21 protein-coding genes are annotated in these 22,534 nt (G+C 61.0%); 13 read left to right on the top strand and 8 right to left on the bottom strand.

What is annotated here, in order from left to right; all coding sequences use genetic code 11:
* Positions 1-527: 527 nt before the first annotated feature.
* The 5 genes from OZ411_RS11460 to OZ411_RS11440 all read left to right on the top strand — a co-directional run bounded on the left by OZ411_RS11460 (position 528) and on the right by OZ411_RS11440 (position 3,598).
* Positions 528-1,226, top strand: coding sequence for a hypothetical protein (locus OZ411_RS11460; protein ID WP_282528013.1), 699 nt, complete (start codon positions 528-530; stop codon positions 1,224-1,226).
* Positions 1,227-1,356: 130 nt separating this feature from the next.
* On the top strand, positions 1,357-1,938 hold the full coding sequence (locus tag OZ411_RS11455) for a hypothetical protein (protein WP_282528012.1): 582 nt from the start codon (positions 1,357-1,359) through the stop codon (positions 1,936-1,938).
* Positions 1,939-2,127: 189 nt separating this feature from the next.
* On the top strand, positions 2,128-2,487 hold the full coding sequence (locus OZ411_RS11450; RefSeq protein ID WP_282528011.1) for a hypothetical protein: 360 nt from the start codon (positions 2,128-2,130) through the stop codon (positions 2,485-2,487).
* Positions 2,484-2,855 (top strand): hypothetical protein, encoded by a 372-nt coding sequence (locus tag OZ411_RS11445; protein WP_282528010.1) that lies wholly within the window; start codon positions 2,484-2,486, stop codon positions 2,853-2,855. The genes OZ411_RS11450 and OZ411_RS11445 overlap by 4 nt, the downstream gene beginning before the upstream one ends.
* Positions 2,856-3,364: 509 nt before the next feature.
* A complete protein-coding gene (locus tag OZ411_RS11440) occupies positions 3,365-3,598 on the top strand; it encodes a hypothetical protein (protein ID WP_282528009.1) in 234 nt (77 codons plus the stop codon).
* Positions 3,599-3,706: 108 nt separating this feature from the next.
* Here the strand turns inward: OZ411_RS11440 and OZ411_RS11435 are convergent, their stop codons facing one another.
* Positions 3,707-3,949 (bottom strand): hypothetical protein, encoded by a 243-nt coding sequence (locus OZ411_RS11435; RefSeq protein ID WP_282528008.1) that lies wholly within the window; start codon positions 3,947-3,949, stop codon positions 3,707-3,709.
* Between the two features lie 555 nt (positions 3,950-4,504).
* Positions 4,505-5,365 carry a DUF2306 domain-containing protein gene (locus OZ411_RS11430; protein WP_282528007.1) on the bottom strand — a complete coding sequence of 287 codons (861 nt, stop codon included), beginning with the start codon at positions 5,363-5,365 and terminating at the stop codon, positions 4,505-4,507.
* 168 nt (positions 5,366-5,533) lie between these two features.
* Between OZ411_RS11430 and OZ411_RS11425 the strand changes: the two genes are divergently transcribed.
* The 3 genes from OZ411_RS11425 (at position 5,534) to OZ411_RS11415 (ending at position 7,753) form a co-directional block, all read left to right on the top strand.
* Positions 5,534-5,740 carry a hypothetical protein gene (locus OZ411_RS11425; protein ID WP_282528006.1) on the top strand — a complete coding sequence of 69 codons (207 nt, stop codon included), beginning with the start codon at positions 5,534-5,536 and terminating at the stop codon, positions 5,738-5,740.
* A gap of 176 nt (positions 5,741-5,916) precedes the next feature.
* Entirely contained in the window at positions 5,917-7,173 is a 1,257-nt protein-coding gene (gene serA / locus OZ411_RS11420) for a phosphoglycerate dehydrogenase (RefSeq protein WP_282528005.1), read from the top strand.
* Between the two features lie 304 nt (positions 7,174-7,477).
* Positions 7,478-7,753: a hypothetical protein gene (locus OZ411_RS11415; protein WP_282528004.1), complete on the top strand. Its 276-nt coding sequence runs from the start codon at positions 7,478-7,480 to the stop codon at positions 7,751-7,753.
* Between the two features lie 276 nt (positions 7,754-8,029).
* Here the strand turns inward: OZ411_RS11415 and OZ411_RS11410 are convergent, their stop codons facing one another.
* Positions 8,030-8,260 carry a hypothetical protein gene (locus OZ411_RS11410; protein WP_282528003.1) on the bottom strand — a complete coding sequence of 77 codons (231 nt, stop codon included), beginning with the start codon at positions 8,258-8,260 and terminating at the stop codon, positions 8,030-8,032.
* A 261-nt stretch (positions 8,261-8,521) separates the two neighbouring features.
* Here OZ411_RS11410 and OZ411_RS11405 point away from each other — a divergent pair, with 261 nt between their 5' ends.
* The gene (locus tag OZ411_RS11405; protein WP_130584065.1) at positions 8,522-8,791 is read left to right on the top strand and encodes a DUF2312 domain-containing protein; all 270 of its coding nucleotides are present in this window, start codon (positions 8,522-8,524) and stop codon (positions 8,789-8,791) included.
* A 108-nt stretch (positions 8,792-8,899) separates the two neighbouring features.
* On the opposite strand, the gene OZ411_RS11400 is transcribed toward OZ411_RS11405, so the two are convergent.
* The gene (locus tag OZ411_RS11400; protein WP_282528002.1) at positions 8,900-9,835 is read right to left on the bottom strand and encodes a hypothetical protein; all 936 of its coding nucleotides are present in this window, start codon (positions 9,833-9,835) and stop codon (positions 8,900-8,902) included.
* Positions 9,836-9,978: 143 nt separating this feature from the next.
* Positions 9,979-10,407 (bottom strand): hypothetical protein, encoded by a 429-nt coding sequence (locus tag OZ411_RS11395; protein ID WP_282528020.1) that lies wholly within the window; start codon positions 10,405-10,407, stop codon positions 9,979-9,981.
* A 503-nt stretch (positions 10,408-10,910) separates the two neighbouring features.
* Here OZ411_RS11395 and OZ411_RS11390 point away from each other — a divergent pair.
* Both OZ411_RS11390 and OZ411_RS11385 read left to right on the top strand, forming a co-directional pair.
* The gene (locus tag OZ411_RS11390; protein WP_282528001.1) at positions 10,911-11,156 is read left to right on the top strand and encodes a DUF3551 domain-containing protein; all 246 of its coding nucleotides are present in this window, start codon (positions 10,911-10,913) and stop codon (positions 11,154-11,156) included.
* Positions 11,157-12,443: 1,287 nt separating this feature from the next.
* A complete protein-coding gene (locus tag OZ411_RS11385) occupies positions 12,444-13,364 on the top strand; it encodes a DMT family transporter (RefSeq protein ID WP_282528000.1) in 921 nt (306 codons plus the stop codon).
* Between the two features lie 558 nt (positions 13,365-13,922).
* Here the strand turns inward: OZ411_RS11385 and OZ411_RS11380 are convergent.
* Positions 13,923-14,456, bottom strand: coding sequence for a hypothetical protein (locus tag OZ411_RS11380; protein ID WP_282527999.1), 534 nt, complete (start codon positions 14,454-14,456; stop codon positions 13,923-13,925).
* 485 nt (positions 14,457-14,941) lie between these two features.
* Between OZ411_RS11380 and OZ411_RS11375 the strand changes: the two genes are divergently transcribed.
* Both OZ411_RS11375 and OZ411_RS11370 read left to right on the top strand, forming a co-directional pair.
* Positions 14,942-16,024, top strand: a complete 1,083-nt coding sequence (locus tag OZ411_RS11375) for a hypothetical protein (RefSeq protein ID WP_282527998.1) — start codon at positions 14,942-14,944, stop codon at positions 16,022-16,024.
* A complete protein-coding gene (locus OZ411_RS11370; RefSeq protein ID WP_282527997.1) occupies positions 15,978-16,697 on the top strand; it encodes a class I SAM-dependent methyltransferase in 720 nt (239 codons plus the stop codon). The genes OZ411_RS11375 and OZ411_RS11370 overlap by 47 nt, the downstream gene beginning before the upstream one ends.
* 177 nt (positions 16,698-16,874) lie before the next feature.
* Here OZ411_RS11370 and OZ411_RS11365 read toward each other — a convergent pair whose 3' ends face one another.
* Both OZ411_RS11365 and OZ411_RS11360 read right to left on the bottom strand, forming a co-directional pair.
* Entirely contained in the window at positions 16,875-17,921 is a 1,047-nt protein-coding gene (locus tag OZ411_RS11365; RefSeq protein WP_282527996.1) for a DUF4062 domain-containing protein, read from the bottom strand.
* An 89-nt stretch (positions 17,922-18,010) separates the two neighbouring features.
* The gene (locus OZ411_RS11360; protein ID WP_282527995.1) at positions 18,011-21,775 is read right to left on the bottom strand and encodes a vitamin B12-dependent ribonucleotide reductase; all 3,765 of its coding nucleotides are present in this window, start codon (positions 21,773-21,775) and stop codon (positions 18,011-18,013) included.
* Between the last annotated feature and the right edge of the window lie 759 nt (positions 21,776-22,534).

The raw sequence follows: 22,534 nt of genomic DNA, 5'->3' as shown, positions 1-22,534 counted from the left end.
AGGACCACAGGTTCAACCGAAGCATTCCGGCTTTCCCTGCGCAGTGGTTTACGGCTTACTTCGTGCTCTCCCCGGTGACCGGGCTTTCTTGCCACCGTCATTTCGCAAGAGAACATCCTGCAAAACTTAGCGCCAGCGTCGGGGCGCCAGGACCACACGACTTCGCCGTCCGTGAGTGCCGCGCTCGTCAGTCGCGACACTCCCGTCCACCGCATCTCACCGCAACGTTCGTGACGATCGCGAGCCGCCCCTCATCTCGGGTGAGACGCGCGGAGTTAAATCACTGATTTGCCCGACGGCGAAAGCGGAATGTTTTTCGCTGCAGGGGTAGACAGACTTTTGCCGATTTGCCCGTCGGGTTGTTTTGTCGCACCCATGCCTCCACATCGTCATTGCGAGCCACCGGGTCGGCACGTTCGCGCGCGCCCGGAAAAACGTATTATAGTAAAGGGGGGCAGCAGTCGAAGATGATCCTAGTCGTTCTCTTATTGGTATTTCTCTTCAACGTGTCGCCAGCGACGGCCGAGGTGCCGACCGCGCGCGATATTGTCGATCTCGGCAAATTCGGAACGAAGATATCGAGCATCAGTTGGTGCTCCGATGAAACCTTGACCTTCGTCGAGAAGCAGGCGCCTCAAGGGCCGGGTGCTGAGACGTTCTCAAGCGATATCGTGTACATGCTGTCTCTGGTCGGCGACGATCCTCATCCGCTGGTCGTCTATCCGGCCGCCTATGCGCGCGCGGATTGCGTTCGTGGGGGGCAGTTCGTGTATGTGTCGGGTGTGGCGCGTCTCGCCTACAGGCCCGGTGAAGTGTCGACAAGCGAAACGGTCATTCGACAGTCCTTCCATCATCTGGTTCGAGCCTTGCGCGACGAGAGCGGCAGAAGGTGGCCCTCGACAATCCATATTCGAAAGAGTGGCGGAGGTCCCGAAGGGCCCATGCAGACCGATGGCGCCGGCAACCTGTATAGCCGAAGCAACGGCGGCGCAGTCGAACTCAGGGACATCAATCCAGGCGGCCTGAAGCCGCGCCAGACCGAGCCGCTGAGTTATTCAATCGAGAAGGACGGCTTTGAGTTCATGGTGTTCGCCTCGGACCAAGATAGATACGGACCGCGTGATCCGAAGGATCGGCATCTACGGGGTGTCGACGCCGCAGATCGGCTCTCGGAGTCTCGGCAGCTACCAATGTCCGACCCGGGCTCCCAGGCCCGGCTGCGCTAAAGACAGCAAGTCGAAAAATGTCGTCTATTACACGCTTGCTGCACATGCCACTTCGCAGTTGCCGGGTCCTGACGGGGCTCTGCCCGGCTACCAGGCCCTCTATACGGTCGTACCCGGAAAACGTCCGCTCATGCAGTACTGGCAGATTGTTGGTGCCGGTCCGTTCAAGCTTCCATATGAACTTACGGTGGCCGATATTGCGCTCGATGGAGAGCGGTGTCTTGTCCTGCTGGAGCCCAGTCGGGGTGAGGCTTCAAGCCGCGTGGCCGGTCGGTTGCGTCAAGATCTCCTGATCGCGGATTGCGAACTGAAGAATGACAGGCTCGAATACTTCGAGCCCCATGGCATCGGGCAAAAACAAGGCTCGTTCATTTTTCCGAGGCTGAGTCTGTATGGAGAGACTGTCGTCGTGACGGATTTCTACGACAACAGTTCACAGGAAGAGGACCAACTCGAGCTGGAGCGGGTCGAAAGCGATCGAGCGAGAATCTGCGTACAGCTATTTCACGGCGTCAGTGCTGCATCGTTGCAGCGGACCAACTCCCTCTGCGCCTCGGCAGACCGAATTGGCGGAGGCTGGGACGTCGAGCACCTGATCGTAAGCCCCAATGCAAAGTTCATCGCATTCGCCGGCAGGGACGATGCGCTGATTGTTGGGCGCGACTATCGGAAGGACGGACGTGGGCCGGAGTGGCTCACCAACGGAGAGTGATCGGTGGCCGGCATCGTCCTCGCCCGCCGGGCAGATCTCTGACGGTCATTCCGGGCTCGCGACTTCATCGCAGCCCGGAATGACGGCGGAGAAACCGGGCGGAACTTCACGGCGCGTTGAATGAAAGGTCGGAACGGCGCCCGTGTTCCACAGTTGGGCCTCCGACGGGGCACCATTGGAGGAGGATCGATGAAGAAGCTCGCAGTATTGGGCGCCGCCGCGGTGTTGACGACGACGTTCGCCACCCCGCTGATGGCGCAGGGAGTCACGCAGGAACCCGGCTCGATCGGATTCAACTATCCTAATTCGCGCTACCTGACCGGCAGCTATGGGGTCGGCACGCCCTATAACACCGGCCGCTATCCCCGCATGGGTTACCATTATCGGCAGGTCTACTACGGACCGGTCTATCACCGACCCTATTACGGGCCCGGTCCCGGCGAAGTCGCAGCCGGCGTCGTCGGTGGCGCGATCGGTACCGCAGCCGCGATCGCCGCTGCGCCATTCGAGCCGTATGATTCCTACGCCTATTACTACGATCCTTATTGAGGAACGGAGTAGCGACAGGAGAGCGGCCCACGGGCCGCTTTTTTGTTGCCGCTTCCGCTGTGCGCCCGTCGCAACAGCAAAGCAGCGTCGGCGCCGTTCCACTAAATCGTCACGTTCCCGGCGAATTGCGGCCAAAGCCTGTTGGCTACTGGCGAAAACCGGGCAAGCACAAACATGGGAAAAAGAAATTGTCCTACAAAATGATCGCAGAACGCGACAACGAGAAGGTCAAGGTCGAACGCCAGAGCTCATTGATCATCGTTGCCAAGGCGCGCATCTTCGCCAGCGCCGGCTGGCAGGTCGTGATCACGGATAAAGAGGGGACGTCGTACGCTCCGGCGGAGTTTGATCGATTGTTAGCGGCGTGATCTTGTGGGTCAAAGCAGGGCGGATTGGCGCGAGCGTGATCCGCTACTCACCTCCCAACTGATCGGCTGATTATCGAATTCGCGCCATCTGCGCGGCTATGGGCGATCGAAGCGTGATCGCCCCAGCGGCTGCTCCAGCAACTCAGCAAAACGTGAACGACCAATCGCGGGTCGCGAGCAGCGATGCGCGGACGGCGCGGCGTACATCAGCGCTTGGTGCTTGGGAAGATCATTCCATTTCAGCGCTCGATTGAGAGCGTCCGTTTCGTCGGCTGGCCGCCGCGGCGAAGCTTCTTCCGAAGACGCATAAAGCAGGGATGCCCCCCGGCCCCTTCAAACGCACGCGTCCGCTGGGGCCGATCACGATGATGTTTTTTGGATGATGAATATCATTCTATTGAACGTGAACGTCTCATCGCTATCTGCAGCCGCGAACGCCACGATGACTTCGAGACGTTGGCGAGAGTTCAAACACGATTTGTTTGGTCAAGTCGAAAGGGGAATAGGCAATGACTAGGTTCAAGCTTTTCGGCGCGGTTGCATTGGTATCGGCGGTGATCGCAACTCCGGTGGCTGCGCAGCAGGCGGTCCAGGAGCCTGGAGCGCAGGCGTTCTATCAGAGCCTCGGCGTCGGCACCCATAATTATCCGCAGAATGCGCTGGCGTCGATCGGCCGTGTCGATCTGTCGGTCGCGCCTCCGGCTCGCCACGCGCGCGCGAGGCATCACGTTTCCAGGCAGTGACGTGGTCACAACGCCGGCCAGCATGATGTAAGCCGCCGGCTTCTTCAGACGAAGGCGGATCGCGTTCGCGCGCCGTCCGCCTTCAAGCGGTTTGAAGCGAGCCCTTGCTCAGTTCCGCCTTGCGGAGCGCCACGCCGGCACAGGATCGAGCGGCGTGCGATACAGCTCGATATTGTCGGCATCGGTGACGCGAACCGCGCAGCCTTTTGCTTTCAACTCGGGTTTGACTTGCGAGGGCTCGTTGGCGAGCTGGTCGGCTCTGTCGGAGGCGACGTGCAAGTCCTCGAGAATGATCGAGCCCTGATTCCTGAACTCTTCCCCAACGACGAGATCGAAGCTGTAGCAAGGCATCCGAACCACTCCTGTTTCGGTATGCACTGCATGGTAGCACTGAGTCGGTGGTTCCCTAAGACAAGCAACGCGCAATGGTTAAGCTCCGCGCACAAACAGTGCGCAGCGATGCGCGAATGCATCACGCGACTCGTCGTGCGATGCAAAGCTCCGTAGTTTTCCGGTGGTGAGTCGCGAGCGAACGCCGGTTGGCTGGCGCCGTTGCGCGTCAACTAAAGCGCGATGAGATGAGGATGAATCATCATCGCGCTTTAGGTTATTGTTTGAGCATGATCTTTTCGGAAAACCGCTTCACACTTTTCCGGATCATGCTCTAGCTGCCCGCAAAGTGTGATCCAGGCCACTTTTGCCTTGTTAAGATTTTATTAAACTTGCGGGTGTCCCCTAAGGGCACAGCAATTTGTGGCGGAACCGGACCCGGGAGCCGGCAGCTACAAGAGAAGGCCGGCGGCGTAATGCCCGCCGGTCTTTTCTCTGGACTGGGGCGAGGGAGCCGAGCTGCGAAGTAAGACAGCAGTCCTGCTGCTTCCGACGATGATCGGCCGCCGCCCACTATCACAAGGTCAAAAGCAGCCTCTGCACAATCCTCGGTCCCCAGTGCAAGGCGGTGAAATAATACGTGCTGACTGCGATGAACGCTGCGGCGACGCCCATGGAAATCGCCGCTCCGACCTTGACGTAAGCAGCAGAGCGCAGTTGGCGTGCGCGAATGAACGCCTCGGCAACAATCAGATTGGGAATGTAGAAAAAGAACGCCATCACGACGTCAAAACCCCCGTCGAACGTCGGCGTGTGACCCATGTTATGGCCGAGCAATGCCCAGAATCCGTAATCCATCCGGTAGAGCCATGACCCGATCACCAGCGCAAACAGCCGGATCGCCCAGGCACGATGCTGCTCGAAGCGTTTGCCTCGCGCATGCCAGAACGTTGCGACGGCGGCGATGGCCGTGAGCGCGCCATAGAGGCTGAAACCGATATTCATCGGTGTCCCGCCGATCGTGCCCTGCACGGCGATAAAAGCGAGCCCGCCCAAGCCGGCCATAAGTGCCGACAATGCATAGAGCCGGCCGACCCACCGGTGAAACGCCGGCGCTCTCGCCCGCACGGCGCTGATCAGTTGCAATGGACCGAGCAGAAGAAGCACCGTGCCGGCCGCGAAATGCAGCCCGATACCCATTGTTGCCATCAGCGAGTGCGCATCGTGAAGGCGCGGCAGATCCCGGTTCCACTGATCAAGATTTCCATCCACCAGCGCGCCGAGGTAGATCGCAACAATATACAAACCGAAGATCGCCGCGCTGATCCAGACGGCAGCCACAAGGGCGGTCATCGTCCATCGTAACGCGGCCGTGCCGACGGCACTTGTGCCGATCGAGCCGCTCTGCTGCCGATCAAGTTCGAATTGCAAGGACACCGCGATAGCTCAGCATAAGTTTGACGCGCGATGATCAGGATTTGGAGCTGATTGAGGCATTGGGATGACTGCAAGGCCCGGAGCCCAGTCGATGACGTTACCGATGTAATTCGAACGCATGTAATCGATCGAGCGCAACCTTCGTGGTCTCCAGCGCGTTATCGGAGCATGACAGCTCAGCAAAGCCTGCATCCCATGATGAACTTCGACCCGTCCGAGCCCGCGATCCTGCACGACCGCGCCACAGACGAGATTGTCACCTGGATCGGCGACGAAGCCGATGACTTCCGCCGCACCAGCAACGCGCGCGCCGACGGGGCGGTCGCGTGGCGGGAGTTCGTGTTCGACGGATGGGGGAATGTGCTGGGCGGGTGAGGGCCCGACGGAGCCGGTGGCGGGGCCGCAGCGCCGATCGGCGGTAGGCGGAACATGAGCGCCGGCCATTTGCGCCTCAGCGGTTGCCTCGGGCGGCAAGGGCGGATATCCGTCCGCTCCTCCGGGCCAGCCCAAATTCCGACGATCGGCCCGGCCAGACCACGATCGGACGACCGATGCCCCTGTCTCTGCCCAAGCAAAAGATCCGCGTCCTGCTGCTGGAGGGCGTGAACGATTCCGCCGTTCGCCTGTTCGACGCCAACGGTTACACCGAAGTCGAGCGTCTGCCGAAGGCGCTCGGCGCCAAGGAGCTTAAGCAGGCGCTGTCGGGCGTGCATATGCTGGGGATTCGTTCCAGGACCCAGCTCACCGCCGACGTGATTGAGGCCGCCGATCGGCTGATCGCGGTCGGATGTTTTTCCGTTGGCACCAACCAGGTCGATCTCGATGCGGCGCGGCGACTCGGCGTCCCCGTGTTCAATGCGCCTTATTCCAACACCCGCAGCGTGGCGGAACTCACCATCGCCGAGGTGGTGATGCTGCTCCGAAAGGTGTTCCCGCGCTCGGTCGCGGCGCATGCCGGCGGCTGGGACAAGTCCGCGGAGGGCAGCCGCGAGGTGCGCGGCAAGACGCTTGGCATCGTCGGCTATGGCAATATCGGCTCGCAATTGTCGAATCTGGCGGAAGCCATGGGCATGCGCGTGATCTTCTTCGACCAGACCGACAAGCTCCGCCACGGCAACACAGAGCCGGTCGAGACGCTGGACGAACTGCTCGCGGCAAGCGACGTCGTTTCCCTGCACGTGCCGGAGACGCCGGCCACCGCCAACATGATCGGCGAGCGTGAATTGCGGCAGATGAAGCAGGGCGCCTATCTCATCAACAACTCGCGCGGCACCGTCGTCGACCTCGATGCCCTGGCCCGCGTGCTCGGCGAGGGCTGGCTCGCCGGCGCGGCCGTCGACGTCTTCCCCGTGGAGCCGGCCTCCAATGCGGACCGCTTCGTCTCGCCGCTGCAGGGCCTCCCCAACGTGATCCTGACGCCGCATGTCGGCGGCTCCACCGAGGAGGCCCAGGACCGCATCGGCGGCGAAGTCGCGCGCAAGCTGATCGACTATTCGGATGTCGGCTCAACGCTCGGCGCCGTCAATTTCCCGCAGGTGCAATTGCCGGCGCGGCCGACCGGCACCCGCTTCATCCACGTGCACCGCAACGTCCCCGGCGTGTTGCGCCAGGTGAACGACGCCGTCTCCCGCCATGGCATCAATATCCTGGCGCAATACCTGCAAACCGATCCGGAGGTCGGCTACGTCGTGCTTGAGACCGACGTCGTCGGCGGCGAGGGCGAGGGATTGCTGGCGGACTTACGGGCTGTGAACGGCACCATCCGCGTCCGCGTGCTGTACGATCAGGACCGGCCGATGGCGCGGTGAGGGGCATGGCTATCGCGAGCTGACCGCGCGTCGAGATCGTCGTCCGCTATCTCAGAAAAATGTGATCGGCTGGTCGATCTCAATCGACGTGTCATTTGGATGACAGTCGGCTGGTAATCGGAAGATCATTCTGTTTCCCTTCGAATTTCAGCAACGCGATCCCTGTACCTGGCGCCCGTAGCGAAACAAATCGCTAGGCAAGCGACGGATCGCAATCCTGCATTGTTGCAATGCAACAAGGCGCATACCGCAACGCAGCAAAAGAGCTATCTTCTGGCTTACGAATCTATCCAGGAGAATTGCAGTGAAGAAGACTTCTTTAACCATCGCAGCCATGGTCGCGATCACGATCGCAGGCGGCACCACCAGCTTCGCTGCGGAATTGCCGACCTATGAAGTGAAGGGGCTGCCGATCTCGCCGGTGCAAGTCGGGCTGTTGGGAGCCGCGAATGTCCAGGAACAGACGCGGGTTGCCTCCTCGGCGGCTTCTCCGCATCAGCTCAGCGTCCTGACGCCGCGACCGAAGCTGAGGGCCGCAACGGTCGGTACGACCGGGACCGGAACCGGCGCTTCGCGCTAACCGACACGCGCTTTAAGGTGCGTAGCTAGCGAAAGGCCCGCGACATGTTCGCGGGCCTTTTGTGTTGATGGGGTCGTGCTCACGTCGCTCCGCTGATCCGCCCTAGGAGACTCGGTGCTTGGCATGCCACTTCGGGCCGGGCCCGCGCATGTAGTGAAGCTCGGGCCGATAGGGGTTGCGGACGGTTCCGATCAGCTTGTGGCAGCTTGCGACGATCGCGTGCAGGCGCCGGCGCAGCGGCCTCCAGGAGGCTTTGGCGAGCGGCATGGCGTCGCCTCAGTGCAACTTGCCGAGCACGGACGCGAACGGCACGACGAGGACTTCGTCGCCGAGCTCATCGGTGACGTGCAGGATCCAGCCGCGCCAATCTTCTTCGCTGGGCGTCATGATGAGCGCGCGCACCAGGCCTTCCGCATGCTCGCGTGCCTCGGCCAAGTCCATCGCGTGACCGCATTCATCGATCAAGACGTGTTGGGCGTCGGAGCAATGGAAATACAGTTCAGCCATGTTCCGCCTCCTGCGGCAAGCGACCTCGCAGCCTACCGATAGCAGCTCGGATGACGGCGGAGAATCCGGGTGATCCCCCATCGGGAAATTACGGGGAATGCTGAGGTTTCGACTCAAGTCGACTGGGATTGATTTGCTCGGCTGAGGCTCAAATCCGCCAAGCGGTTGGCCCGGCGGGGGCCGCTTCCGCGAGCCCCGAGGTTAACGCATTGTTTATTTCTTTAAGCCCATTTTCACGACCTCATTCAGCAAAGAGGCACCATGTCTGACATCACCATTCCCGGCGGGCGTATTCGTTCCTTCGTCGAGCGGATCGAGAACCTGGACACCGAATTGCAGGAGTTGAACGAGCAGAAGAAGGAGGTCTTCTCGGAAGCCAAGGGCGAAGGCTTCGACGTGAAGATCCTCAAGGAGATCATCAAGCTGCGGAAGGAAGATAAGGAAGAGCGCGACGAGCGCGAATCCCTGCTCGATCTCTATATGCGCGCGATGGAAACCTCACCGCCGGAAAAGACCGCCAAGGCGGCGTGACGCAAGCGACGTGAAGTGCGTAGGGCGGGTTGCCGCAGCGTAACCCGCCGACGCGCTGGAGTGAGCGGCGGATTACGCCTTCGGCCAACCCGCCCTACGGGCTGCGGCTCACCAATAGGGATCGTCATAGGGGTCGACCGTATACGGCGGGGGCATCCAAGGCGCTGGCGGCCGTCTGGGCCGCCGAGGTTCGATTGCGGCGGGCCCGTGCGGGCGCGCGGCCACATTGTTCTCTTTCTTCACGGTCGGCGCGGAGGGTTTCGCGGACAGGGTGGCGAGCTGCCCTTGCAGCGCCTGTATCTGCTCGGCGATGCGCGCGCTGTCTCGGGCATTCTGCTCCTGAGCCGTCTTGAGCTGTTGAATAGAGTCGGCATGCTCGCGAAGCGTTTGTTCGTGACTGCTCTTTAATTGCTCGAGCTTATTGTTAATGCTCACAAGGCCCTGCGCGATGGTCTTGAGCGATTGCGCCACATCGACGGATGCCGGGGCGGCGGATGTGGTGGCGCCGGCTGGCGGAGCGTCTTTCGTTTCCTTGGGGTTCGAAGGCGCCGGCGCTTCCTTGGGGGGTGCGGGCGCGGAAGGCTGTTCAGCCGCATCTGCTACCTGGACAACCAGCGATTTCGCCGGATCGCGACGCTCTGCCGCCTCTGGAGGCGGTGCCGAGACGTGCGGCGTCCATCGCGCCATGATCGCCTTGGTCTCGTTGCCATATCGCGCGGCGAGCGCCGCACCAGCGATGCCCAGCGCCAACAGAAGGCCGCCGAGGGCTCGCAGCAGGGGCCGGCTCCGTCTCGCGCCTGGCTGGCGAGCCTGGTTCTCCGGCGTTGGCGTCTCGTTCACGGTAGCGTCGCTCCGCTCCGTGCCGGCTTCTTCCTGCCGGGTCTTTGGGCTGTCGCCGCCGCGCTCCAATCCGGAGACCAATCGGTCGAGCCGCGTAAGGTCTTCGCCGGCACTCTTGATCCGTTCATAGGCCCGGGCCAGCTCGCCATCGGCGCGCGGCATGCCCTGCGGTTCGTCCGGCTTCGGGTCGTCCGTATCAGCCACCGATGCGCTCTCCATTCAGTCTTGCAGCAACGGAATGAGTGCGGCAGTCCGAGATTATCGGGAGGATAGTTCTCGCCGCCGTGTCGATCAAGACAAGGCGGGCATGAGGGAGAATTTAAGGCGACCTCGGCCGGCCGCTTCCGCTAGTTAAGTCGAGCGACAGTGATGTAAGGAATGCTGGCCACGACGACGACAAGCTGGATCGCATTGCTCAACATGCCGCCCCAGTGGAGCTGTCGCAGCCGGCGCACGGCGTCGGCATCGCCGGCGTTTCTGTCACTAATCCGGGCATCCATCTGCCGCAAGAACCAGCGGCGCGACGAGGCCGCGAAAGCCGCAATCAAGCCAATGCCAATGGCTAAAACCAGATGACCGGTCACGGCAACGGCTATCGCCCCGATGACACCGGCCCCGGCCAACGTCACGAAATAGCCATTGAACATGGCGCGCATCAGCCGGGCAACAGGCAGGATGTCCAGCCTCACCAGCAGAAAGGCGGGGGCCGCCAGCAGCAAATACAGCATCGGAAGCAGCAGGATGATACTCGCGAACACGACGGCGGTATCTGGCATCATCCGAATATCCTTTCTTCTTTCCCCTCCGGGGCAGGCTTTCCGGCGACAGCGATAGCAATATCCGTCTCGACCTAGCGCCGTTACAATTGGGCTTTGGTCGGATGCGATATTGAAACCAGAGGTCGTGGCGCTCGCCGGGGGCCATGACAGGAATGACGGCCATCAGCGCCGCGGTATAGGGATGCAGCGGTGCTTCGTAGAGCGTTTTTCCGGGTCCGCGCTTCGCGCAACTGACAGGCTCCGTGTAACCCGCCGATGAACTACGATCTGACGGCTTCGCAAGCGACCGTTGAGCTGCGCAGATGCCGAATCCGCATAGCGCGCCGTTCCCAGTGGGCCCATGCTGGCTGGGCGCCCTGACGGATCGCAACTGCTTTCTTCCCTGGTGCGCACCTTCGGGCCTGTGCTCGATTGGTTCGAAATCGATCGCGCCGCTTCTCGGCAATATCGCAAGAACGACTTCCTCCGTCGAACCAGGCACCAATCTCAGGAGGCATCTCATGCGACGTCTCATATTCGCCCTGTCCATTGCCGTTCCAGCAGCGGCGGGAGCAATCTCGCCAGCCGCCGCGCAGGACTATCCTTACTGCCTGCAGGGAAAGGACTGGGGCCTTCCGGGCCTTTGCCACTTCTGGACCTACGAACAATGCGCGGCGAGCGCGTCCGGCACGTTCTCGTATTGCGGGACCAACCCGCGCTTTGCCTTTTTCTACACGCAGCCAGGCCGCTGGCCGCCGCCGCACTGAGATCGTGTTGACATAAAGAAGCCCCGCGCGGCGGGCTCAACGCGAACGGCTTGTCGGACGAGATCCGGCTGTCCGACGTTGACGCTCGCTTCATCTGCACCGCGTCCGGCAAGCGGACCGGCCACGCAACGACCCGCGCGCCCCAAACGAGAGCTGAGCCATGAAATGCACCAAGCCGTCGTTTGCCGTCGTCTGCGCACTCCTGGCAGTGCCTCTGTCCTTGAGTATTGGCACACTCAATGCGCGCGAGTCCGATCTCGCCACTGCTACATTGGCCGCCGCTCGGACCGCCAAGCAGCAATGCGTGAATAGCTGTCGTGCGCGATATCGCGACTGCCGTCATCTGAAACAGCTACCATCGTTCGAGTGTCGGGGTGTCTACCAGGACTGCACCCGATTTACTTGTAGCGGTTCAGGACCGGGATGATCGACTTGCCTTTTGCGGCCGTCAGCGGCAACGTCGGCACAGGATATGCGCAACCCCAGGATCAGAGCGCTAATCCTGCCCTGCGGGCGACATGTTTCGATTCGATTGTCAAACAGCGCATGCGATACGAGTCCGCGTTCCCGCGGCACAAGATGCCCGAGGTCTGCGTTTTCGTTTACCCTCTTTCGATGTAGAGGGCGCAGGGAAAGCCGGGTGCCGGTTGCACCCGTGGGCCCCGTGCAACAAAAAGCACGGGGGTAGGACCACAGGTCAACCGAAGCAATCCCGGCTTTCCCTGCGCAGTGGTTTACGACTTACTTCGCGCTCTCCCCGGTGACCGGGCTTTCTTGCCACCGTCGCCCTCAGCGATGTTTCCATCCCGAAAGGACTTAGCGCCAGCGTCGGGGCGCCAGGACCACGCGACTTCATCGTCCGCGAACAACCGCGCTCGTCTTTCGCGAGCCGTCGCGTCCACCGCATCTCACCGCGCGTTCGTGACGTTGCGCAACGCCCCTCTCATCGGGTGAGACGCGCGGAGTTAAATCATTGATTTGCCCGACGACGGAAGCGGAATGTTTTTTGTGGCAGGGCTGGACAGACTTTTGGTGATTTGCCCGTCGGGTTGTTTTGCCGCAGTTGTTTGCGCCACATCGTCCTTGCGAGCCGCCGGATCGGCGCGTAGCGCCGCCCGATGACAGGCTCCGCGAAGCGACTGACAGCGGCGCAAGCGGAGGCATGGCTTCCCTGGTCGCTGCGCCCCTCGCAATGACGATGGCAGGGGGCGCCAATCGGCCCATGCGCCAGTCAGCCTTGCATGGCCGTGGGTTGATCCGCTGTGGCGGCTGACGTAAGCGTCGGCGATGACCAAGCCGACCATCGGCGACAATGCTCCAACCCAAAAATCGGATGCGAAACCGGCCTTGCTTGGGGTCGCCTGCGGCCTTGGCGCGGCGTTGTGCTGGGCGCTCGGCTTCGTCTCGACACGACACGGGCTGAAAGTCGGATTCACGCCCGCGGACCTGCTGATGCATCGCTACGTGTGGTCGGGCATCGCGTTCCTGCCGCCCGTGCTTCGCGCCGGAATAGGCAATCTCTGCGGCATCGGATGGGGCCGCGGATTGGTGCTGATGGTGCTCGGCGGACCCGTGATGTCGATCATCAGCTATACCGGCTTCCTGTTCGTGCCGCTGGGGCATGGCAGCGTCATCCAGCCTTCCTGCGCGACGCTCGGCGGCCTGTTTCTCGCCACCATTTTGCTGAAGGAGCGGATTTCGTTTTCGCGGGTGTTCGGGGCGGTCGTCATCGTCGGCGGCCTTGCCGTGATCGGGGCTGAATCGATCGGCCATATCGGGCCCCACGGCGTGCTGGGCGACCTGATCTTCGTCCTGACCGGATTGATGTTCGCGGCCTTCGCCACGCTGCTGCGCCATTGGCGCGTCTCCGCCTTCTCCGCGGCCACCGTCATCAGCGTGCTGTCGCTCTTGCTGCTGCCGGTCTATGCGGCATCCGGCGGGCTCGGCCGCGTGGTGGCGCTGGGTCTCGGCGAAAACGCGCTGCAGGCCCTGGGGCAGGGGATTTTGGCCGGCCCCGCGGCGCTGTATCTGTTCGCATTCTCGATCCAGCTTCTCGGCGTCGCCCGCGCCGCCGTCTTCCCGGCGATGGTGCCGGCGCTGACCCTGCTCGTCGGCTGGCTCCTGCTCGGCGAACCTCCAACCGCGCTGCAGGCGACGGGGCTGGTCCTGGTGCTGTCCGGATTCTATCTGGCACAACGCCAGCGGTAGAGCGCGCAGGCAGATTAGCTATCCGCCCTGCGCGCTAACCGTGACGTAGTTGCCACGCGCCACGGCGACAGGAAAATGATAATCTGCAACATCGCTCCGAAATTGATCGGTTTTCGACCCAGGTGGGAGCTGCGCCGTGAAATGCACCAAGCAGTCGTTTGCCGTCATCTGCGCGCTGCTGGCAGTGCCTCTGTCCTTGAGTATTGGAAGACTCAATGCGCGCGATTCCGATCTCGTCACTGATACATTGGCAGCCGCTCAGACCGCCAAGCAGCAATGCGTGAATAGCTGTCGTGCGCGGTATCGCGACTGCCGTCATCTGAAACAGTTGCCATCGTTCGAGTGTCGGGGTGTTTACCAGGACTGCACCCGATTTACTTGTAGTGGTTCAGGACCGGGGTGATCGACTTGCCTTTTGCGGCCGTCAGCGGCTATGCGAGCGTAAGGCGGGTTAGCGAAGCGTAACCTGCCGACCTACGAAGAGTGGGCGGCGGATTATGCCTTCGGCTAATCCACCCCTGCGGGCTGCTTACAGAAATCCGGTTTATGAGAACGCGCCTAGCATCCGCCGATGCCGCCGAAGAGATCGGCTGTGCCGGCGTTGCCGGCCGTTGACGGTATCGCGCCCAGACAGCGCGAGCTCGATGAGGCACCGCCGCCAGCGCCACCCGCGCCCGACGTGGCGTTGGGCGTGACGGTTTGCGTGTTGGCGCCAATGCCGCCCACTGGTCCCGTTATCGCCGCGGTAGCCCCTGCCTCCGCCGGAATCTGGTAGGTTGGGGCGCCGAGCGGATCGGACGCGCAGCCGAACGCCGTCAGATTGGCGCTCAGCGATACGCCGGCCGGACAAGGCACCGCCACGGGCGCACCGGTACTGAAGCTTCCTCCCGTTGCCCCGGTCACTCCCTGGCCGGACGGCACGATCGCGCCGGTCACCGTGCTCGCCGCGTTGGTCGGGGAGTTGACCTGCGCGCCGGTTTGAGCACTGACCTGAGGGGTCGGCTGCGTGCCCACCGACGAACTCACCTGCGCGTGAGCGGCGGCAGACACGCCAAGCCACAGAGGGACCGCAAGGATGAGCATTCGTTTCATCGCGCTCTCCTGTCTTGCCGAAGCGACGATGAGGTCGTGATACGGCTTCCGCGCGCCCGTCGCTTCAACGCCTCCGACGCAGAGGGGTTCCCTGGGACCGAGCCTCAGTGCGCAGGGCGGGTTAGCTAGCGAAGCGTAACCCGCCGAGATGCTGCGGGTGAGCGGCGGATTACGCTTCGCCAATCTGCCCTACGGTTCTGCGCCCGATACACTTCTACTGGTTCAGGACCGAGATGACCGACTTGCCTTTTGCGGCCGTCAACGGCAACGCCAGCACCCGACGCTCCATCCCTTCACGCTCTGCTGACCGCGTCGACTAGGCGTAAGCCGGCGACGTGCTGAGGGTGGGTGAGCGGCGACATGCAAGCAGGGGTTTGCAAAGCCCAACCCGACGATATGTCGGGTGAGCTACACGCTCGAGGCGAACTTGAGCCACTTGACCCGGTCTGCAGCACGGTCCAAATTCGCCCTTGGGGTGAGGGGCGATGTCTTCGTACGAATCAAATGAGCGCCAGGGCAAGGCGAGCGGCACGTCGTCGAGCTTTTGCACGGCTGGCCACTGTGCTCTTTGCGCAGCATTCTCGCTGCTGACAGCGATATTGCTTCTTTCCATCATTTTCGTTGCGCTAGAAGTTCCTCATGGATTTGAGAGCGTCTCATTGCGGGTCTTGATCAGGGACACCTTCTCTTGGACCGTTGTGCCGCTCATAGTGTTCGTAGGGGAAATTGTTAAGTCTCTCTTTCCTTGGCCGATCGTCATCGCGCTCGCTTTCGGCCTGATAGTGTGGGGACCGGATAGGGTACGAGAACTGCTTTCATCGCTGAAGCTTGAAGTGCCTGGCGTCATTAAGATCGATGGAACGGCGACCGACACCTTTAGGAAAGAGTTAAGCGATGCCCGAAAGACGGCGGGAAGGACCAATAAAGAAATCGAAGAGGCCTACGTTGCTGCAAAAGACTATGTCGTCCAAATAAGAAAACGACACAAAATCGATGCCCTAGTGGGAAATCTGTCTTCCGAGGTTGCGCGAATTGTTGGGGACACGTGTCCCGAGGATTTCAGACTAACCGTGCACATTCCGGATCTCGTGTTTGATGATCGATTGTACCAGCTTGTTGAGTACTATGACAAACGTGGCGAACAGGTAACGAAGGACAAATCCGGGCGTGCATTTTCCATCCGTTATGGCATCATCGGACGAGTATGGAGATCGGGCGTCGCAGAAATCGAAGGAGAGCTAATTTCTGCTGAAGACAGAGCTCTCATTAAAGATATTTCGGATGTTCGGGAGCTCGAGAAATTTATCGCAAGGCGGTGGGGGCTTACGCTAGATGAAGCCGCTCGAATACGACCTTATCAATCCTACGGAGCAATCCGTATCGAGCGAGGTGACAAGCCGCCAGGCTTGGTATTCTTTGATTCGAAGGTGAAGAATGCGTTCGACGGGGCGGCATCACGGAATGAAATAGGTCGAGCAGTTCAAGAATCGGACCTTGCTGTGAGCCTTCTGGAGATTAGTCGTGAAGTCAGTCAGTTCCCTCGGATACAAATCTTCAGAAGCCGCTGATCCGTTGACCTATGATCTTGTGGCCCGTGAATACTACGACGAGAGCCTTCATCCCACATGTGCCGACTTTCGGCTAGCCTCGTGCATCTACTTGAGTAGTCTCTTTGCAAAATTAAGCCCAAAGGGCCGCGTCGCCGATCTTGGTTGTGGAAGGTCGCTGATCGCGAATTTCCAGACCGACCATCTGGTGTTGATCGATGAATCGGTAGCAATGCTTGACCAGAACCCATCGACATTTGAGAGGCGGAAGCTCGACATCAATCGAGAGCCGTTTGGGAGCTCCGAGTTTGATTGGATTTTTGCTGTGTTGGGTGATCCCTATAATTCGCCCGCAGCTTGGCGCAATATAAGAGATGCGCTCAAATCCGAAGGACAATGTGTTTTTGTGGTGCCGTCTAGTGAGTGGGCTCGAAAGTTTCGCGCAGAGTCCGCAGATGAAAGGCCGGATTTGGCTCGTTTTGTTACTTCGAGAGGCGATGTTGTTTTCCTGCGGTCGTTGATATTTGAGCCGGAAGATCAGAGCAGAATGATTTCCAGCGTTGGCCTAACGCTTGCCTCTTTCGAGCAGGTCAAAGTTCGAGAATTGCCGTACGTGAGATCGCCGAAGATTTTTGACGTTTTGTCAGCAGATCAGAGCCTGCTGGATGTGTACCGGGTGATCAACTCGGGGTAGCCCTGATTTACTATCGGCCGGTTCGAAACGATTGAGCCAGTGCGATCCACTTGCCTATAGTAGATATCGTACAAGACGAGGTGTTATTAGCCAGTGTGGGGTGGGTTAGCGAAGCGTAACCCGCTGACGTACGGAGAGCGTGCGGCGGATTAGGCCTAATCCGCCCTACGGGCTGCGCTAATCTTTCTCTACAATGTCAGAGGCTGTGGCTCTCTTGGCTAACGCGTGTGACGAATACTTTCGACCTTTGTCGGTCATGGTCCAATAGATGCTGGTTGTGCCGCTACTAGAGGGGCGACCGATTGCCTCGATCAGACCAAGAGCCTCAAGCTGATATCGCATGCTGCGAACTATATTCTGATCGAACTCGTACACGATGTTCTTCTCGATCGTTATGCCGGACAGCTTTGCGACAGCATGGCCCGCATGTTCGCGCAAAGCCCATTCGCTTCGCTCCATTAGAATCGCCTCTGATAAAGAGATGAACACGTCGCGCAAAGTTGGTGTGACTTGAACGGTTTGCTCGTTCACTACTTTTCGTTGCCCAGCTCCTCCCGTTTCATATGTCTTCATAATAAGATCGCACACAAATAGTTCATCTGGGCCTGCGATATCCGATGGGAATGCAACGTCGGAGGCGGTCGCTCGGGCAAGTTTCTCTCGTAGTTCGGTCGTCTCAAGGCGTAGTCGCTCAAGTTCTTGTAATACCTTGGGGTCTACCGCCTGATCTCCTCGAATCCATCCAATGCCTGGAGACAGGTTAACGGATTGTGCTACGGCGACGACCACTTTTGTACACAGTTCGTGCGGTTCGCTCCAAAAATCAACAATGCGCCCTCGCGACACTCGATCCCGGAAAGCCGCGAGCTTCCTTGCTTGCTTTTCACTTCGGTCGGTCTTTCCGACTTCAATTTTTTCAGGATGTCGGTGCAGAAAAGCTAGAACCGGAATGCTCCTCTCGACTGCATATTCATACTCCTTTTCAGTGAAGCTGATGTTGTCGTCCGCCAGTGATCCGTATCGCCCACCGACGATCACGACATAGTAGTCGCAGCGATCGATAACCCGTTTGATGAACTCCAGTTGTTGTTGATCAGTAGCAGGAAACAACTCCATTCCTGCTGGGATGTAGCCGGCCTTTGCAAGTGTTTCGCTCACATGTCGACGCTCGTCTGCGAGATCCGCGTACGTCGAGCTTACGAATACTTGGTAGACTTTATCCATCGACCATCCTGATAAAGTTAGGGCGGCCCCTCGGCCGCCCTTCGTGGATGCCCGGGTCAAGCCCGGGCATGACGATCATCATTGCGTAATCACGAACACCCCGTCGTACTTCCACACGTATCGCACTTCATACAAGTCCCATTCCGCACCAGCGTGAAGTTGCCGCATTCCGAGCACATCTCGCCCTCGTAGCCCTTGGCCTTCGCTTCCGCGCGGCGTTCGGCCTTCGTCGGCGCTACCGCAACCGCGGTGCCGGCCTTGCTCCAGTGCACGGTGCCAACCTTCTCCGCCGGCGAGAGGTCGTGCTCGGTTTCCTGCTTCAGCGCGACCGCGCCTTCGAGGGTGTCGGAGACGCGGGACGCGCCTTGCGAGGAGAGGGCGGTGACGCGGGAGCCGCCGGCGGGGGCGTTGTCGGCGGTCTGGCTGACGGCGGTCGAGCCGCCGCGCATGACGACGAGGTTGTCGGTTCGCGAGCGGGTGAGGCCGCGTGAGAGGTACTTCGTCGCCTGGTGCTGCGGGCCCTCCGGGTCCTTGCCTTCCTCGACGCCCTTGCCGAGCGCGTCGAAGCCGCTCTCGTTGGGATCGACATGGGCGAGGTCGAAGCGGGCGAGATAGCTCACCGCGAGCTCGCGGAAGACATAGTCGAGGATCGAGGTCGCATACTTGATGGAGTCGTTGCCCTGCACCGGGCCCGCCGGCTCGAAGCGGGTGAAGGTGAACGCGTCGACATATTCATCGAGCGGCACGCCGTATTGCAGGCCGAGCGAGACCGCGATCGCGAAGTTGTTGATGAAGGAGCGGAGCGCGGCGCCTTCCTTGTGCATGTCGATGAAGATCTCGCCGAGGCGGCCGTCGTCATATTCGCCGGTACGGAGATAGACCTTGTGGCCGCCGACCACCGCCTTCTGGGTGTAGCCCTTGCGGCGGTCGGGCATCTTCTCGCGCTCGCGCATCACGACGATGCGCTCGACCAGCTTCTCGACGATCTTCTCGGACACCTGCGCGGCGCGCGCAGCCATCGGCTTCTCGTAGAGCGCCTCCACCGCATCGTCCTCGTCCTCATCATCAGAGATGAGCTGCGAGTTGAGCGGTTGCGACAGTTTCGAGCCGTCGCGGTAGAGCGCGTTGGCCTTCAGCGCCAGCTTCCAGGACAACAGGTAGGCGGACTTGCAGTCCTCGACCGTGGCGTCGTTCGGCATGTTGATGGTCTTGGAGATCGCGCCCGAGATGAACGGCTGCGCTGCCGCCATCATGCGGATGTGGCTCTCGACAGAGAGATAGCGCTTGCCGATCTTGCCGCAGGGGTTGGCACAGTCGAACACCGGATAGTGCTCGGCCTTTAGATGCGGGGCGCCTTCCACCGTCATCGCGCCGCAGATGTGGACGTTCGCCGCCTCGATCTCGCGCTTGGAGAAGCCGATCGCCGACAGCAGGTCGAAGCCGGGGGTGGCGATCGCCTCCGCGCCGATGCCGAGCGTCTCGCGGATGAAGTCCTCGCCAAAGGTCCACTTGTTGAAGGCGAACTTGATGTCGAAGGCAGTCGGCAGCGCCTTCTCGACCTTCGCAATCGCCTCGTCGGTGAAGCCCTTGGCTTTCAGCGTGGAGGCATTGATGCCCGGCGCGTTGGACAGCGAGCCGTGGCCGACGGCGTAAGCCTCGATCTCCGCGATCTCGCTCTCGCGATAGCCGAGCGCGCGCAGCGCGGCGGGCACCGCCTGGTTGATGATCTTGAAGTAGCCGCCGCCGGCGAGCTTCTTGAACTTCACCAGCGCGAAATCGGGCTCGATGCCGGTGGTGTCGCAATCCATGACGAGGCCGATCGTGCCGGTCGGCGCCACCACGGTGGTCTGGGCGTTGCGATAGCCGTTGGTCTCGCCGAGGGCGAGCGCATCGTCCCAGGCCCTGGTCGCATGCGTGACGATGTCGGCTTGCGGGCAGGAGGCGTGGTCGAGCGGCACCGGGTTGACCGCGAGCGCCTCATAGCCGGCCGCGTTGCCGTGGGCGGCGCGGCGGTGGTTGCGGATCACCCGCAGCATGTGGGCCGCGTTCTTCTTGTAGCCGGGGAAGGTGCCGAGCTCGGCCGCCATCTCGGCCGACGTCTTGTAGGCGATGCCGGTCATCACGGCGGTCAGCGCGCCGCAGAGCGCGCGGCCTTCCTTGGAGTCATAGGGCAGGCCCATGGTCATCAGGAGGCCGCCGATATTGGCGAAGCCGAGGCCCAGCGTGCGGAATTCGTAGGAGAGCTCGGCGATCGCCTTCGACGGGAATTGCGCCATCAGCACGGAAATCTCGAGCACGATGGTCCAGAGCCGGCACAGATGCTCGTAGGACTCGATGTCGAAGCGCTTGGTCGTGGTGCTGTAAAAGGTGAGCAGGTTCGCGGACGCCAGGTTGCAGGCGGTGTCGTCCAGGAACATGTATTCCGAGCACGGATTGGACGCGCGGATGTCGCCGGACGCCTTGCAGGTGTGCCAGTCGTTCATCGTGGTGTTGAAGTGCAGGCCCGGATCGGCGCTGGCCCAGGCGGCGTAGCCGATCTTCTCCCAGAGATCGCGCGCCTTCAGCGTCTTCGTCACCTTCCTGTTGGTACGAGCGATCAGGTTCCAGTCGCCGTCGGTCTCGACGGCGCGCAGGAAATCATCCTTCAGCGACACCGAGTTGTTGGAGTTCTGGCCGGAGACGGTGAGATAGGCCTCCGAATCCCAGTCGGTGTCGTAAACGTCGAACTGGATGTCCTTGTAGCCTTGCCTGGCGAACTGGATCACCCGCTTGATGTAGTTATCGGGCACCATGGCGCGGCGCGCGAGCTTGATCTCGCGGCGCAGGGCAGGGTTCTTTTCGGGATCGAAGCAGTCGTCGCCCGAACCTTCGCAGTTGACGCAGGCCTTCAGCACCGCCTTCAGGTGCTTCTGGTTGATCTTGGAGCCGGTGACGAGGGCGGCGACCTTCTGCTCCTCCTTCACCTTCCAATCGATATAGGTCTCGATGTCGGGGTGATCGATGTCGACCACGACCATCTTGGCGGCGCGGCGCGTGGTGCCGCCGGACTTGATCGCGCCGGCGGCGCGGTCGCCGATCTTGAGGAAGCTCATCAGGCCCGACGAGCGGCCGCCGCCGGACAGCCTCTCACCTTCGCCGCGCAGGCGCGAGAAGTTCGAGCCGGTACCGGAGCCGTATTTGAACAGGCGCGCCTCGCGCACCCAGAGGTCCATGATGCCGCCGTCGTTGACGAGGTCGTCCTCGATGCCCTGGATGAAGCAGGCGTGCGGCTGCGGATGCTCGTAAGCGGACTTGGACTTGGTCAGCTTGCCGGTCTTGTAGTCGACGTAATAGTGGCCCTGGCCGGGGCCATCGATGCCATAGGCCCAGTGCAGGCCGGTGTTGAACCATTGCGGCGAGTTCGGCGCCACCATCTGTTTTGCGAGCTGATAGCGGATCTCGTCGAAGAAGGCCTGCGCGTCCTCGTCGGAAGAGAAGTAGCCGCCCTTCCAGCCCCAATAGGTCCAGCAGCCGGCGAGGCGATCGAACACCTGCTTGGCCGAGGTCTCGCCGACATAGCGCTCGCTCTCAGGCAACAGCGCCAGCGCCTCGGTGTCGGGCACCGAGCGCCACAGGAAGGCAGGGACAGTCTCCTCCTCGACCTTCTTCAGGCGCGCAGCGACGCCGGCTTTACGGAAATATTTCTGGGCGAGCACGTCGGAGGCGACCTGCGACCAGAACTCGGGCACCTCGACATTCTCCGCACGGAACACGATGGAGCCATCGGGATTGCGGATCTCAGACGTGGTCAGCCTGAAATTGATCCCGGCGTAGGGAGATTGTCCGGCCGTGGTGTTGCGCCGTTCGATAAGCATGCGTCGTGCCCCGTCTTCTGCCCGGCCCCCATTGCCGCAGGGGTGATCCGGAAATGTTATTCCTAGAGCGAGCCTCTGGTCCCATCCTTCCGTCCAAAGGGTGGGGGGCCAGAGCCCCGCAAGCTCAGCCGGTGGACCGGCCTGTTTCTCTCGATCGCCGGTATCGGCTGGCACCGATCCGGCGACGGCATGTCCCTGACCGGCCCAGGCGGACCGTTCGGGTCATGCGTTCAACGCCTCAAAACTCGTAACGCGACAGGTCACCAATGGGCCTCTTCCGGCCCGTTATTAGCGTCCCAAAATGCCCGGGAAATTCCGGGAGGAATTTCCGAAATCGCGGGCAGCAAAGCCCTTCACCCGCAGCCTGTTCGGCTGACGGAGTGGTCGTTCTGGACCCTTCTGGGAGCGACCGGCGGGGACCCGAAACACACTCGCGCCGAACAAAAAGAAAGCTAGGCCAAGTCCGTGACGCCCGTCAAGGATTAGTACGAGTTCCTGAATCAAATACTAAATATGGTGGAAAAGGGAAGAAAACAGGGGACATGCCGCGCCTGTGATCCGGCCAAGTATCAGTGAGTCCTCAGGGATTCCCAAGAGAAAAAAATCTCATGGGTGCTGTAGAACAACGGCTTCGCCCGCTTTTCACAGGGCAGGTATTTTTGGCGCCTGATGGATTGAATTCCGAAGACTCACGTGAGCTTACGGAGAAACTACGGGCAGGCATGCTGGCGGGCCCGTGGTCCGCCGCCCAAATCGAAG

The sequence above is a fragment of the Bradyrhizobium sp. Arg237L genome, assembly GCF_029990105.1.
Lineage (GTDB): Bacteria > Pseudomonadota > Alphaproteobacteria > Rhizobiales > Xanthobacteraceae > Bradyrhizobium.
Note: the sequence above shows the minus strand (reverse complement) of the source record. Positions and strands in the feature narration are given on the sequence as shown.